We start from the raw sequence: 12989 nt of genomic DNA on the forward strand, positions 1-12989 counted from the left end.
AGGAGCATGAGCGAGCCCACCCAGAAGCACTCGATCACCACGCCTCGCGACATTGCCGAAGCGGCCCGACCCGCAGCGACCCCTCCGGCTGTCCGCCGGCTCGAACGGGACAACCTCGACGAGCTCATCACCCTCGCCGAGGCCGAACACGGCCCGATCACCCCCGAAGAGATCCACGAGCGTCGCGACCTGCTGCGCCGCACGCGCGACGAGCAGCGCGCCTCCGACACGAGCAGCTGAACGTCATGCCTGGCGAGCCCGGCCTCACCACTTACACGCCCACCCCGGCCCGCGTGACGGAACGCAAAAGCGCCGACCACCGTTATGGTGGCCGGCGCTTTGCGGCTGGTGGGCGGGGCCGCTACTGGACGAAGAGGACGCTCTGGCCGAGCGTGAGGTCCTTGGTCTCGCCCGGCAGCATGGCGCCGAGTACGTGGCCGGTGCAGTCGGGTGCGTCGAAGATCAGGGCGACCCCTTCGGTCTGGTTGGTGACGGTGGAGGGGGATGTGTCGGCCTTGACGCAGCTCTTCGCGTCGGCGTCCTCCGTCTGCGTCCCGGCGGGGTCCTGAGCCGGGTCCTGAGCCGGATCCTCGGCCGGGGTCTGCGTCCCGGCCTCAGCCGGGGCCGGGGCCTGGTCGGGCTGCTGGGGGATGTCCGCCGACGCTGTCGGGCCGGCGGCCAGGACGGCCGCGCCGAGGGTGGTCGCGATGAGCATGCCGATACGACGCATGAAGAACCGCCTTCGAGTACGAGGGGAATGGTTCGAGACCGTTCCCCGCCGCGAACGGCCCGGTGCGGGATCCGCCCCGTGGTCACCCGCGCGCCGTGCAATCGCCCACCGAACGGATCCCGGGCCGGTGTCGGCGGCGGGCGCTACGGTGCGTCGCCATGAGCGCTGATGATCTTGACCAGTACGACGGAGAGTGGGCGGACGTCATCGCGAGCTGGCAGGTCGAGAAGGACACCGCCGCGACCTGGGAGGAACACCGGCCGGAGTTCCACGTGGACACCTCGCACGACGTACGGACGGTCATGGCCGCGATGGCCGCCGAGGTCAAGGACGGCCCGCAGTACGACGCGGTGCCGTGGGACTGGTTCGACGGCGCCGAGATCCCCCACCTGCTGGAGCAGATCCGCCACGGCGACACGGAGAGCGCCGACCGGGCGCTGTCCCGCCTGTGGAACAGCGTCTGCCATCAGGGCACCCCTTCCACAGCCGGCACCCTCGCCGTCCCCTTCCTGATCCGCACCGCCCTCACTCGTCCCGACCCCGATGTCCTCCTCCTGGTCGGGAGTCTCGCCCGCCGCCCACACTTCGGAAGCGGCTCCCGCACCGGACTGCTACGGGCCGGCGAACCTGCCGACCGCGTTGTCTTCGATTGCAGCGGCCACAACGCCAACTGGTCCGTCCAGGCCGCCCAGCAGGCCATCGCCGACGACACGGACCTGCTCCTGCCCCTGCTCGACCACCCCACCGCGACGCTCCGCGCCGTCACCGCCTACGCCCTCGCGGCCGCCGCCGTCCCCGCCCGCGACCGGATCACGGCCGCCCTGCACACCCGCTTCGCCACCGAGACCGACCCGATGACCCGCGCAAGCCTGGTCCTCGCAATCGCCCAACTGGCCTGGGAGACACGCGATCCCACCACAATCGCCCACACCCGCACCTGGTGGCAGGACCCCACCCGGCCGACGGAGGTACGAGTGAGCGCGGCCATCGCCTGGCTCTGCCTCGTCGACGACCCCATCCCCGCCGAACTCGACCCCCTCCTCGACGCCGCGGCCGCCGACGAACTCATCGACACCGTCCGCTGGATCCACGACGCCGACGGACTGCGCAACATCCTCGACCAAATGCGCAACCCCGACGACCACCCCTGGATCGCCCACCTGCACTGAAACCCCGACCCGGCCCCCACGCCCTGGCGGTCGCGTGCACTCGATGGACCGCCCCGCGCACCCTGGCGGCATGCGACGCGCCCAACTGCTGCGGTTCGTAAGGTCGTTCGCGCCCAACAGTGCGCCCGGAGGAGTAGCTACTCCGCGCCGAGGATGCGCAGGCCGTGATGGGCTCGGAAGTCCTCGTAGTCCTTGAGGTTGAGCGTGGCGAGCGGCAGGTCGTAGGTGAGGGCGCAGGCCGCGATCCACATGTCGTTGATCGGGCGTGGGCGTCCGCGCTGGATGCCCGCGGCTGACAGGCGGCCCCAGGTCGCGGCGACGGCTTCGTCGCCGGGCAGGAGCGGCATTCCGGAGAGCCAGTCGGCGAGTTCCTGGCGGCTGCGGGTGCCCCAGTGGCGGATCTCGGTCCACTTGGCCAGTTCGCCGAAGGCCACGAAGGTGATCAGCGGCTTGCGGCGATCAACCTGGTGGCGAGCGGGCCGGTGAGCTTGCGCTTGTGGGAGAGCGAGGCGACGTCGGTGTCGAGGATGACAGGTTGCACGGCGGCGGCTCAGGCGACGTCGCGGTGACGCTCGGCGTACGTGAAGGCCAGGAACTCCTCCAGTTCCTCGTCCGACTCGAAGGTGTCGGCGGCGAGGTCGTCCAGGGACCGGATCGGCTGGGCGTTCTTCGCGGCCAGCAACTCCTCGACCGAAACGCGGGGCCGCAACGGCGGGTAGCCGGAGTAGTCCGCGTCGAGTGTGCTCATCGGGGACCTCCAGCAGGGACGGGACATGGCTACCGAGGCCAGCGTACGGGGGACTGCCCCGCGCTGACACCGACCTTCACCCCATGGAGCTGCTCTCCGAACACAGGTGCTCCCGCCCTCGCGGGCATTGGCAGGACGGTGGATCGACGGCCTCCGGCCCGGGGCGGGACCGCCCTCGAGCAGGCGTCCGAACAACCATGCGCCGCCGGCCCGGAGCAGCCTGCGCGGCCGCGCGACGCTGTTGTACGGCAAGGTCACCGAACGGCCCGATGTACCGCCCCTTATGCGGCCCTGTACCGGCCCGCAACCGGCGCCCCCCACAGTCCTGGTGACACTCGCTCGGAGGGGAGGGACGGACGTGGAGCTGTCGGAGATCCTCGGTCTGCGTCCGGAGCCGGCCGCCGGGTTGTTGGTTGCTCTGACCCGGCGGTGCCCGTTGAGTTGTGCGCACTGTTCGACGGCCTCCTCGATGGACTCGGCCGAGCATCCGGACGGTACACGGCGCGTTCAACTCCTGCGGTTCGTAAGGTCGTTCATGCCGGAGCAGCGCCCGGAGGTGGTGCTGCTGACCGGCGGTGAGCCGCTGCTGCTGCCGGGGCTGGCGTACGAGCTGACGCGCGCGGCGCAGCACACCGGGGCGCGGGTCTCGTTGCTGAGTGGGTTGTTCTTCGCGCGCGACGGCGGTCGTATCCCGGCGCCGATCCTGCGGACGATCACGGCGCTCGACCACTTCTCGGCCAGCCTGGACGCCCCGCACGAGCGCGAGGTTTCGCGTGCGGACGTGTTCCGGGTGCTGGCGCGGGTGCTGGACGCGGGGGTGGCCGTCAGCCTGCACCTGACGGGTAGCGGCCCGGACGATCCGTACCTGGCGGAGGCGACGGCTGCGGTGGTCAAGGAGTTCGGCGATCGGGTGCCGATGCTGGTCAACGAGGTGCGCGCGGTCGGCCGCGCCACCAGCGGCCGGACGGTGGCGGGGCCGGGCGGGCCGTGCGCGATGGCGGCGTGGCCGACCGTCGCGCCCGACGGGACGGTGCTCGCCTGCTGCAACCAGCGGACGGTGGACCTGCGGCCCGTCCCGCCGCACCTGCGGCTCGGGCACATCGCGGAGGACGACTGGCCGACCGTCCGCCGCCGCACCCTGGACTCGCCGCGGCTGCGGCTGATCCGCACCCTCGGGCCGGACCAGTTGCGTGCCCGCAGCGGCGCCGACCCCGCCGAGGGCGGCTACTGCGCCGGCTGCCGCGCCCTCCCGGCGGCGCCGGGCCCGGACGACGCCGCCGCGGCCGGCGCGGCCGGCCGGCTGCTGGACCAGCTCTCCGCCGCCCGCCTGCGCGCCCAGGGCCCGGTGGCCCTGCTGCGCCGCTACGGCTGCGCGCCGTACGCGCATCTGGTGCGGCCCGGGAGCCCGGTGTGAGCGTCCCGGCCTCCCGCGCACTGGACGCCCGGCTGGCGCTGGTCGCGCCCGCGCTGCATCGGGCGAGCTCCCGACTGTGGCGGCCAGAAGGCGATCTGACAGGCCGCTACATCGACTACCTGTGGGCGATGCACGCGCTGACCGTCGCCTCCGTCCCGCTGCTGGAGCGCGCCGCGGCGGCCTGTGCGCGGCTGGACGAGGAGTGGGCGCCGCGGTTGGCGGCGTACTTCGCGGTCCACGCGGAGGAGGAACGGGGGCACGACGCCTGGCTGTTGGCGGATCTGGTGGCGGCCGGGGAGCAGCAGGAACCGCCGTTGCCGCCGCCGCTGGTGGTGGAGCTGGCGGGCGCGCAGTACTACCGGATCGAGCACCGCCATCCGGCCGCGCTGCTCGGCTATCTCGCGGTGCTGGAGGGCCATGCCCCGTCGCCCGCCCTGGCGGGGGTGCTGGCCGCCCGGACGGGGCTGCCGGAAGCCGCGTTCCGGACGGTGCGCGAGCACGCGGCGCTCGACGCGGGGCATCTCGCCGAGGTCCGACGTCAGCTCGACCGGCTCGAGTTGACAGCTGCGCAGCAGACCGAGGTCGCCGTCAGCGCCCTGCACACCGCGGGCATCCTCGCCCGGCTCTTCCACCAGCTCGCCGCGGATCCAGGAGGACAGCAATGACTGACCGCACCGACCCGGCCCTGGCGGCCCTGGCTGCCGCCGGTTTCGACCTGAGCGGCCTCACCGAGGAGCAGCACGCGGTGCTGCGTTCGCTCACCGAGCAGGAGCTCGGCCTGCTGACCGATCTGCGGGGCCGGCTGGAGGAGGCCGGGCCGGAGGTCCAGGGGCATGCGGAGGTGGCGGGCGGTGCTCTCTTCTGACGTGTTCGGCCCGGATCCGGCGGGCGGGCGCTGCCCGGGGTGCCACCGTCCGCTGCCGGTGGAGGCCCGGTTCTGCGCGGCGTGCGGGACTCCGCGCGCCGACGCCCGGGGTCCGGAGACGGCCGGCCGCAAGATCGTCACGGTGCTGTTCTGCGACCTGGTCGGTTCGACGGCGCTGTCGGGGACGCTCGATCCGGAGGCGCTGCGCGGGGTGACGCTGCGCTACTTCGACGCGATGCGGGCGGCGATCGAGGAGCACGGCGGCACGGTGGAGAAGTTCATCGGCGATGCCGTGATGGCGGTGTTCGGCGTGCCGTCGGTGCGCGAGGACGACGCCCGGCGGGGGCTGGCCGCGGCGCTCGGGATGCTGGCGGCGCTGCGGGCGCTCAACGAGGAGCTGCACGCCGAGTTGGGTCTACGGCTGACGGTCCGGATCGGCGTCAACACGGGCCGGGTGGTGACGGGTTCGGACGCGTCGGCGCGGCAGGCGCTGGTGTCCGGCGAGGTGGTGAACGTCGCGGCGCGGCTGGAGCAGAACGCCGGGCCGGGCGAGGTGCTGATCGGTCCGGACACCCTGCGGGCCGCGGGCGAGGGGGTGCGGGCGGTCGAGGTCGGGCCGCTGCGGCTCAAGGGCAAGGAGCAGGAGGTGACGGCGCACCGGCTGCTCGGGCTGGAGCTCAGGGCGCCGGAGCGCCTCGACCTGCCGTTCGTCGGCCGCGAAGCCGAACTGGCGCTGCTGGACACGGAGTTCGAACGCACAGCCACCGAGCGAACGGCCCGCCTGCTGGTGCTGGGCGGCGAGCCTGGTCAGGGCAAGACCCGGCTGCTCCGGCACTGGCTCGAACTCTCGAGCAACTCCGGCCGGTTCGGTGCGGGCCGGTGCCGCCCGCCGGGCGAGCAGGCGGGCCTTCAGCCGCTGGCGGACGCCGTCACCGCGCTGCTGGCCAAGGCCCCCGACCACCGGCAGCTGCCCGGCCTGGAGGTGCTGGCGCAGGGCCTGCTCGCGGACGGCACGCCGACGCCGTCGCCGGAGGACACCGGCGCGGCGCTGGTCGAGCTGCTGGGCGCGCTGGCGGGGCGCGCGCCGCTGGTGCTGGTGATCGACGACGCGCACTGGGCGGCCGCGTTGCTGCTCGACCTGCTGGACCGGGTGGTGGCGGCACTCGCGGACGCCCCGGTGCTGGTGGCGGTGCTGGGCCGGCCCGAGCTGCTGGACGCCGGCCCGGCCGGTCCGCACCGGGTGCTGACGCTCGGTGCGCTGTCCGACCGGGAGGCGCGGCAGTTGGCCGGGGCGCTGGGCGGGGCGGCGCCCGCGCACCTGCTGGAGCGGGCGGGCGGCAATCCGCTGCATCTGGAACAGCTGCTCACGGCCCCGGCGAACAAGAGCGAGCGCGGCGACGGGGTTCCGCTGACCCTGCAGACGCTGATCGGAGCCCGGCTGGACGCGTTGGACCCGGCCGAGCGGCGGGCGGTCGATCTGGCGTGCGTGCTGGGCCGCGAGTTCGCCGCCGATGAGTTGGCGGCGCTGGACACCGCCGGTCCCGATCTGTCGGCGGCGCTGCGGCGGCTGGGGCGGCACCGGCTGGTGGTGGCGGACGGTGCGTCGTTCCGGTTCGCCAGCGGCGTGGTGCAGGAGGTCGCGTACGAGTGCCTGTCCAAGCAGGGCCGGGCCGAACGGCACGAGCGGGCGGCCGCGCTGCGTTCGGTGCGGGCGGGTGGCCCGGCGGTGGTCGGCGGCCATCTGGAGCGCGCGCACCGGTACCGGGCCGAGCTGGGTCTGCACGGCGAGCGCACGGACGCGCTGCGGCGGGGCGCGGCGGCCGCGCTGGCCGAGGCGGGTGCCCGGGCGGCGGCCCGGACCGACCCGGGCTGGGCGGTGGAGCTGCTGACCAGGGCGACCGCGCTGCTGCACCCGGGCGAGGACGGGCGGCTTCCGGCGGCCCGCCGGCTGGGCGAGGCGCTGCTCGCGCTGGGCCGGATCGAGCCGGGCCGGGTGCTGCTCGCCGAGGTCGGTGCGAGTGCGGACGATCCGGTGGAGGCGGCGCACGCGCGGCTCAGCCTGGCGGCCGTCGGCCAGCAGCGGGCGCCCGCGCCGGTGGCCCGGGAGACCCTGCCGGTGTTCCAGCGGGCGGGCGACCAGTTGGGTCAGGCGCGGGCCTGTCTGCGGCTGGCGCAGCAGGAGCAGATCGACGGGCGGCACGCGGCGGCGACCCGGTTGCTGGCGCGGGCGCTGCGGCATGCCGAGCGTTCGGACGGCGAGCAGGAGCGGGCGTCGGCGCTGGGTGCGATCGGGGTGTCGCTGTGGCGCGGTCCGGTGCCGGCCGCCACCGCGATAAAGCGCTGCCAGGACCTGCTGGCCGCACAGGGCCGGGGGCGGCGGGCGGTGCGGGTGACGTTGAACTGTCCGCTGGCGGTGCTGCTGGCGCTCGGCGACGACCGGGCGGGGGCGGCGGCCTGCCTGGCGGAGGCCTCGCACCACGCCGAGCGGCTGGGGTACGCGGAGGCGGCGGCGTTCCTGCCGCTGTTCGGCGCGACGGTGGCGGCGCTCGGTGGTCGGCCGAGGGAGGCGCTGGAGTTGCTGGCGGCGACGGCCGCGGCCGCCCGGGAGTTGGGCGGGGGTGCGCTGCTGAGCGGTGCGCTGCTCGACATGGCACGCCTGCACCTGGACCTGGACGAGCGCCGGGCCGCCAGGGCCGCGCTGGCCGCGCTGGAGGAGGAGCGGGCCCGCGCCGGCGGCCGGTTGTCGTTCGCGACGCTGGCGGAGCGCGACGGCCTGCGGGCCCGGCTGGCGGCCGCCGGCGGCGACCGGGTGCCCGCGCTGCGGCTGGCCCGCGGCGCGGTCGAGGTGGCCGGCCGGACGGATTCGCCGATCCTGCAGGGCCTGGCCGCCGCCGACCTGGCCCGTACCGCCGCGCTGCTCGGCCTGGACCAGCAGCGTCTGCTGTCCGCCGCCGCGGCCGGCGGCCGATTCGCGGCCAAGGGGCACGGCCCGGGCGTGCGGCTCGCCGAGGCCCTGGCCGGCCACCATCCCCGCAGAGAGGCAGTTTCGTGATGACGACCGTGCCCCACGCCGTGCCCCCGCGCGGCCTGACCTGGCGCCTCGCCGGCCGGACCCCCGAGGACGTCCGGACGGAGGCGGACGCGCTGCCCGAGCGGCCCGCGGCGGGCACGCTGGTCGGGGGTTCCGGGCGGGGCGTGCGGGTCTGCGTGGTCGACTCCGGCGTGGACGGGTCCCATCCGCTGGTCGGACCGGTGGCGGGCGCGCACGTGGTGCGCAAGGACGAGGCCGGGACGATCCGGGTCGAGGCGCTCGGCGCGGACGACCCGGGCGACGTCTCCGGCCACGGCACGGCCTGCGCGAGCATCGTCCGGCGGGCCGCGCCGGACTGCGAGATCCACAGCGTCCGGGTGCTCGGCGAGCGCTTCACCGGCAGCGGCGACGTGCTGCTGGCGGGGCTGCGGTGGGCGATCCGGCAGGGCTTCGACGTGATCAACCTGAGCCTGTCGACCACCCGCACCCGGTACCTGGAGGACCTGCACGTGCTGGCCGACGAGGCGTACTTCGGGCGCAGCACGATCGTCGCGTCCGCCCACAACGCCCAGGTGGAGAGCTTCCCGTGGCGGTTCTCGTCAGTGATCTCGGTGGGCAGCCACCGGGAGGACGACCCCGATCTGCACCTGTACAACCCCGAGCCGCCGGTGGAGTTCTTCGGCCCCGGCGTCAACGTCGAGGTGGCCTGGCTCGGCGGCGCCACCTTGCGCAGCAGTGGCAACAGCTTCGCGACGCCGTTCGTCGCGGGCCTGTGCGCCCGGATCCTGTCCGAGCGGCCCAGGCTGACGCCGTTCCAGCTGAAGCACGCCCTGTACCTGTCCGCAGCGAACGTCCATGTCGGCGGCACCCGGTGAGCGCCGGGCCGCACGTCGTGAGAAAGGGACCGTGGTCGAGATGACCCAGTCAACCGCCCCCGCCGCGCCGTCGACCGATCCCGTGGTGGCGGAACTCCTGCAGTCGGTGGTCGATGTGGCCCGCGCCATCTTCGGCGCCCAGGCCGGTTCGATCCTGCTGCTCGACCACCAGTCCTTCGAGCTGGTCTTCCAGGCGGTGTCCGGCCAGGGGCAGGAGTTCCTGATCGGCCGCCGCTTCCCCGCCGGCCAGGGCATCGCCGGCTGGGTGGCCGGTTCGGGCGAGCCGATGATCGTCGACGACCTGCGCCGCAGCACGTCCTTCGACCAGGAGGTCGCCGAGTCCACCGGCTACGTCCCGGACGCCCTGATGGCCGCCCCGCTCATTCACGGCGACCGCGTCCTGGGCGTCCTGGAGGTGCTGGACCCGGCCCCCGGCCCCACCCGGGCCTGCCTCCCGGAACTCGACCTGCTCGCCCTGTTCGCCCGCCAGGCCGCGGTGGCCCTGCGGGTCGCCGTCGACGGCCCGGCCCCGGCACTCGCCGCGGGCGACCGCGACCGGGCGGTACGACTGCTCGCCGAGGTGCAGCGGCTGATCGGCGACCGCGCCGACTGGTGATGTACCGGCCCTGAACCGGCCCTGAAGCGGCGCCAACTACCCTTTCCGCCAAGGCAGTTGAGCCATCTGAGTGACGAGGAGACCGCGATGGGCACCGACGACCGCACCCCCGAGGACAGCGCCACCGAGTCCGAGGCCGTCCTCTCCCTCCAGGAGACCGCCACCGCCGACGACATCGAGGCCCACGGCCTGGTCCAGAGCGTGTTCTGCTCCCCCGAGACCATGACCATCACGGTCGCCTAGCCTCCGGAGGCCAATATGAGCACCGACCGCATTCCCGAGGACGCCGCCGCCGAGGCGGAAGCCGTCCGCTCCCTCCAGCAGGCACCCGCCGCCGAGGCCGAGGACGTCGAGGGCCACGTCTTCAGCGTCCTCAGCGTGGCCTGCAACACCATCATCGTGACCGAGACGCTGTAGGGCCCGTGAGCACCGACGACAGCGCCGCCGAGGCCGAGGCCGTCCGCGTCCTCCAGGAAGCGCCCGGCGTCGCGGACGACGACGTCCGGGCCCACGCCGCGTTCAGCGTCCAGACCGGCGACCTCACCAGCTTCACCGCCACCCACCTCCCCCAGGCCTGACCGATCCACCCCCATCCGAACACGGGAGACCGCGATGAGCACCGACCGCACCCCCGACCACGACGCCGCCGAGACCGAGACCGTCCTCTCCCTCCAGGAGACCGCCACCGCCGACACCGGCGACGACGTCGAGGCCCACGACACCGCCTGCCACAACTGCTGGCCGCCGACCACCGAAATGGTGTTCTAGTGCCGCGTCAGGCAACCTTCGCCCCGTCGCGACGCCCGGCACGCACTCTCGCCGCACCGGTCGAAAACCCAAGTACATCCAGTACGAGGGCTTCCGTCCGGCACGCCGATAGCACGCACCGGACGCCGCTCCTTGACGGGCAAAGGCTGCCTGACGCGGCACTAGCTCCCGCCATCACCCGACAGGAGACGTTCATGGCCGAGGCGCCGGCGGAGTTCACCGTCGCGGACCGGGAGTACTACGCGCCGCTGGACACCGCCGCGCCGAAGGGCGACCCGTTCACGCCGGGCCGGCCCGCCGAGGGCTGGCTGGGGGTGGCGAGCGGGGTGTGGACGATGTGGCACCGGGAGGGGATGCCCGCGCTGCCCGCGGACGGCTGGAAGGTGCACGTCTCCGCGCGCCGGTCACGCGCGGCCGCCGTGCTGGACACCGTCGCGGAGATCTGTTTCGCGCAGGACGTCGCGTTCAAGCATCTCGCCACCGACCACTGGTACTGGTGGATCCACCGCAAGCACGCGTCCCGGCCGCAGAGCGGCAAGTTCATCGTCGCGTACCCGGCGGACACCGCCGCCTCCCGCCGCCTGATGGAGGCGCTGCGGGAGGCGCTGGACGGCGAGCAGGGGCCGCTGATCCTGACGGACCGCCGTTTCCCGGGCAGCGAGACCGTCCAGTACCGGTACGGGGCGTACCGGACGCGCGAGCGGCTGGACGCGGACGGCACCCGCACCCTGCTGACCCGCGGTGCCGGTGGCGAGGAGGTGCCGGACCGGCGCGGTGCCTCGTTCCAGCTGCCGGCGGGCATCGCCGACCCGTTCGCGGTGCGCCCGGTCCCGGCCCGCCCCGAGGGGCCGGTGGTGCTGCGCGGCTTCTCGGTCGGGGACGCGATCGTCCACTCGAGCGGCGGCGGCGCCTACCAGGGGGTGGAGGTCGCCACCGGCCGGAAGGTGTTCGTCAAGGAGGCCCGACAGTTCCACGGTCTGGGCGAGGGCGAGGACGACGCGGTCTCCCGGCTGCACCGGGAGTGGCGGACGCTGACCGCCCTGCACGCTCTCGCGCCCGGCCTGGCGCCGGAGCCGATCGCTCAATTCCGGGCGGGTGGGCACGAGTTCATGGTCACCGAGTTCGTCGGGGGCAAGGCGCTGAACCGGATCCCGCCGACCGGCCACCCCGGGCTGAAGACCGGCAGCACCGCCGAGGAGTTCGCGGCCTACTACGCGCGGTGCGAGCGGATCCTCGCCGCGATCGAGGCCGCGATGGAACGCCTGCACGCCCTCGGCTGGACGTTCGTGGACGTCAGCCCGGCCAACGTGCTGGTGACGCCCGACGACGGCATCAGGCTGATCGACTTCGAGACCGCCTGCGGCCCCGGCGACACCCCCGGCCGGATGGGCACGCCCGGGTACGTCGCGCCGCGGCACGTCGTGGAGCGTGACGGCCGCACCGCCCACGACGACTTCGGCGTCAGCGGCCTGGCGATGCTGCTGCTGGGCTGCCTGCCGAACACCCCCGGCCGCACGCCCGACTCGCTCACCCACTTCCACCACGACCTGACCGGGAGCGCCCCGATCAGCGAGGTGCTGTGGAAGCGCGCCACCCGCTACCACCCGCCGAGCGAGAACCCGGCGCTGCCCTCGCCGGAGGAGGTCGCCGCCGACCCGCAGCGCCACCTCGCCGAGCTGCGCGACGCCACCGCTGCCGGGCTGCTCGCCGCCGCCGACCCGGCGCACCCGGCGCGGACCTTCCCGACCGTCCCGCAGGGGTACACCGCCAACACCCTGTGCGTGCTCTACGGTGCGGCCGGCGTGCTGCACGCGCTGCACCGCTGCGGCATCGCCGCCCCCGAGGGCGCGCTGGAGCGGCTGCGCCGCGACGCCCTCGCCGCCGGCCCGGAGCTCGCGCCCGGGCTCTACGTCGGCCTGGCCGGGATCGCCTGGGTGCTGGCCGAACACGGCCTGCTGGACGAGGCCCGGAGCCTGCTGGACACCGCCGACGCGCACCCGCTGACCGGGCGGAGCGCCACCCTGTCCGGCGGCGCGGCCGGCCTGGCGATGGGCCACCTCGCGCTGTACCGCCGCACCGGCGACGCACACCACGCCGAGCGCGCGCACGCCCTGCTGACCGCCCAGCCGGACGGGGCGGACCTGTCGCCCCGGCTCGGCCCCGACGACGCCACCGGCCTGCTGCACGGGCGCGCCGGACTGGCCCTGGCCCACCAGCAGTTCGCCCGGGTCACCGGCGACACCTCACTGCTGCCGAGGGGCCTGGCCCTGCTGCACGCCGAACTCGACCGGGCCACCGACCCGGACGCGCCGGGCCTGCTGTTCCCGGTCTCCGCCGAGGACCGGCGCGCCATGCCGTACCTGGACTGCGGCTCGGCGGGCCTGGCCCACGTCGCCGCCCGGTACCTGCGCACCGTCGCCGACGAACGGCTGGCCGCCGCCGTGCCGCGCCTGCTCGCCCCGCTGCACGGCACCCACACCGCGCTGCCCGCCCTGTACAACGGTGCCGCCGGGTTCGCGTTCGTCCTCGCCGAGCACGCCCTGCTGACCGGTGACGAGCACTCCCGCACCGGGGCCGTCCGCGCCGCCCGCGGGCTGTACAAGCACGCGGTGCCGCACGACGGGACGGTGCGCTTCCTCGGCATGGGCCTGCTGCGGTACAGCACCGAACTGTGGACCGGCTCGGCCGGCGTCCTGCTCGCCCTCGACCAGGTCCTCGCGCCGCGCGCCGACCTGCTGTTCACCCTCGACGCCCCGGCCGGGTGAGCCGGTGG

At 74.6% G+C, this 12989-nt stretch carries 16 protein-coding genes; 13 read left to right on the plus strand and 3 right to left on the minus strand.

Annotated features, from left to right (window positions below):
• Positions 1 to 6: 6 nt before the first annotated feature.
• Complete coding sequence (locus ACFYS8_RS19680; protein WP_387642778.1) at positions 7 to 240, plus strand: CopG family transcriptional regulator; 234 nt, start codon at positions 7 to 9, stop codon at positions 238 to 240.
• A 121-nt stretch (positions 241 to 361) separates the two neighbouring features.
• Here ACFYS8_RS19680 and ACFYS8_RS19685 read toward each other — a convergent pair whose 3' ends face one another.
• Positions 362 to 730 (minus strand): hypothetical protein, encoded by a 369-nt coding sequence (locus ACFYS8_RS19685; RefSeq protein WP_387642779.1) that lies wholly within the window; start codon positions 728 to 730, stop codon positions 362 to 364.
• Positions 731 to 888: 158 nt separating this feature from the next.
• Here ACFYS8_RS19685 and ACFYS8_RS19690 point away from each other — a divergent pair, with 158 nt between their 5' ends.
• Complete coding sequence (locus ACFYS8_RS19690) at positions 889 to 1899, plus strand: hypothetical protein (RefSeq protein WP_387642780.1); 1011 nt, start codon at positions 889 to 891, stop codon at positions 1897 to 1899.
• A gap of 137 nt (positions 1900 to 2036) precedes the next feature.
• Here the strand turns inward: ACFYS8_RS19690 and ACFYS8_RS19695 are convergent, their stop codons facing one another.
• Together ACFYS8_RS19695 and ACFYS8_RS19700 are read right to left on the minus strand one after the other, a co-directional pair.
• A complete protein-coding gene (locus ACFYS8_RS19695) occupies positions 2037 to 2333 on the minus strand; it encodes a PIN domain-containing protein (RefSeq protein ID WP_387642781.1) in 297 nt (98 codons plus the stop codon).
• A 116-nt stretch (positions 2334 to 2449) separates the two neighbouring features.
• Positions 2450 to 2647 (minus strand): hypothetical protein, encoded by a 198-nt coding sequence (locus ACFYS8_RS19700; protein ID WP_387642782.1) that lies wholly within the window; start codon positions 2645 to 2647, stop codon positions 2450 to 2452.
• 358 nt (positions 2648 to 3005) lie between these two features.
• On the opposite strand from ACFYS8_RS19700, the gene ACFYS8_RS19705 reads away from it, so the two are divergent.
• The 11 genes from ACFYS8_RS19705 (at position 3006) to lanKC (ending at position 12981) form a co-directional block, all read left to right on the plus strand.
• Positions 3006 to 4061 (plus strand): radical SAM/SPASM domain-containing protein, encoded by a 1056-nt coding sequence (locus ACFYS8_RS19705; RefSeq protein ID WP_387642783.1) that lies wholly within the window; start codon positions 3006 to 3008, stop codon positions 4059 to 4061.
• On the plus strand, positions 4058 to 4726 hold the full coding sequence (locus tag ACFYS8_RS19710; protein WP_387642784.1) for an iron-containing redox enzyme family protein: 669 nt from the start codon (positions 4058 to 4060) through the stop codon (positions 4724 to 4726). Before ACFYS8_RS19705 ends, ACFYS8_RS19710 begins: the two co-directional genes overlap by 4 nt.
• The gene (locus tag ACFYS8_RS19715; protein WP_387642785.1) at positions 4723 to 4926 is read left to right on the plus strand and encodes an aroma-sacti cluster domain-containing protein; all 204 of its coding nucleotides are present in this window, start codon (positions 4723 to 4725) and stop codon (positions 4924 to 4926) included. The genes ACFYS8_RS19710 and ACFYS8_RS19715 overlap by 4 nt, the downstream gene beginning before the upstream one ends.
• On the plus strand, positions 4913 to 7978 hold the full coding sequence (locus ACFYS8_RS19720; RefSeq protein WP_387642786.1) for an adenylate/guanylate cyclase domain-containing protein: 3066 nt from the start codon (positions 4913 to 4915) through the stop codon (positions 7976 to 7978). Before ACFYS8_RS19715 ends, ACFYS8_RS19720 begins: the two co-directional genes overlap by 14 nt.
• Positions 7978 to 8832: a S8 family serine peptidase gene (locus tag ACFYS8_RS19725; protein WP_387642787.1), complete on the plus strand. Its 855-nt coding sequence runs from the start codon at positions 7978 to 7980 to the stop codon at positions 8830 to 8832. The genes ACFYS8_RS19720 and ACFYS8_RS19725 overlap by 1 nt, the downstream gene beginning before the upstream one ends.
• Before the next feature lie 40 nt (positions 8833 to 8872).
• Positions 8873 to 9448, plus strand: coding sequence for a GAF domain-containing protein (locus ACFYS8_RS19730; protein WP_387642788.1), 576 nt, complete (start codon positions 8873 to 8875; stop codon positions 9446 to 9448).
• A 57-nt stretch (positions 9449 to 9505) separates the two neighbouring features.
• A complete protein-coding gene (locus ACFYS8_RS19735) occupies positions 9506 to 9691 on the plus strand; it encodes a hypothetical protein (RefSeq protein WP_387642789.1) in 186 nt (61 codons plus the stop codon).
• 15 nt (positions 9692 to 9706) lie between these two features.
• Positions 9707 to 9865 carry a hypothetical protein gene (locus ACFYS8_RS19740; RefSeq protein ID WP_387642790.1) on the plus strand — a complete coding sequence of 53 codons (159 nt, stop codon included), beginning with the start codon at positions 9707 to 9709 and terminating at the stop codon, positions 9863 to 9865.
• A gap of 5 nt (positions 9866 to 9870) precedes the next feature.
• Positions 9871 to 10026 carry a hypothetical protein gene (locus ACFYS8_RS19745; protein ID WP_387642791.1) on the plus strand — a complete coding sequence of 52 codons (156 nt, stop codon included), beginning with the start codon at positions 9871 to 9873 and terminating at the stop codon, positions 10024 to 10026.
• A 34-nt stretch (positions 10027 to 10060) separates the two neighbouring features.
• Positions 10061 to 10216: a hypothetical protein gene (locus ACFYS8_RS19750; protein WP_387642792.1), complete on the plus strand. Its 156-nt coding sequence runs from the start codon at positions 10061 to 10063 to the stop codon at positions 10214 to 10216.
• Between the two features lie 194 nt (positions 10217 to 10410).
• The gene (gene lanKC, locus ACFYS8_RS19755) at positions 10411 to 12981 is read left to right on the plus strand and encodes a class III lanthionine synthetase LanKC (RefSeq protein ID WP_387642793.1); all 2571 of its coding nucleotides are present in this window, start codon (positions 10411 to 10413) and stop codon (positions 12979 to 12981) included.
• Positions 12982 to 12989: the final 8 nt, after the last annotated feature.

The organism is Kitasatospora sp. NPDC004615, from assembly GCF_042873545.1.
Classification (GTDB): Bacteria; Actinomycetota; Actinomycetes; order Streptomycetales; family Streptomycetaceae; genus Kitasatospora.

Excerpts from the sequence above, each read along its gene's own strand:
- ACFYS8_RS19680 (WP_387642778.1), top strand. The coding sequence starts at position 7 with ATGAGCGAGCCCACCCAGAAGCACTCGATCACCACGCCTCGCGACATT.
- ACFYS8_RS19715 (WP_387642785.1), top strand. The coding sequence starts at position 4,723 with ATGACTGACCGCACCGACCCGGCCCTGGCGGCCCTGGCTGCCGCCGGT.
- ACFYS8_RS19730 (WP_387642788.1), top strand. The coding sequence starts at position 8,873 with ATGACCCAGTCAACCGCCCCCGCCGCGCCGTCGACCGATCCCGTGGTG.
- lanKC (WP_387642793.1), top strand. The coding sequence starts at position 10,411 with ATGGCCGAGGCGCCGGCGGAGTTCACCGTCGCGGACCGGGAGTACTAC.
- ACFYS8_RS19685 (WP_387642779.1), bottom strand. The coding sequence starts at position 730 with ATGCGTCGTATCGGCATGCTCATCGCGACCACCCTCGGCGCGGCCGTC.
- ACFYS8_RS19700 (WP_387642782.1), bottom strand. The coding sequence starts at position 2,647 with ATGAGCACACTCGACGCGGACTACTCCGGCTACCCGCCGTTGCGGCCC.
- ACFYS8_RS19690 (WP_387642780.1), top strand. The coding sequence starts at position 889 with ATGAGCGCTGATGATCTTGACCAGTACGACGGAGAGTGGGCGGACGTC.
- ACFYS8_RS19750 (WP_387642792.1), top strand. The coding sequence starts at position 10,061 with ATGAGCACCGACCGCACCCCCGACCACGACGCCGCCGAGACCGAGACC.
- ACFYS8_RS19740 (WP_387642790.1), top strand. The coding sequence starts at position 9,707 with ATGAGCACCGACCGCATTCCCGAGGACGCCGCCGCCGAGGCGGAAGCC.
- ACFYS8_RS19725 (WP_387642787.1), top strand. The coding sequence starts at position 7,978 with ATGACGACCGTGCCCCACGCCGTGCCCCCGCGCGGCCTGACCTGGCGC.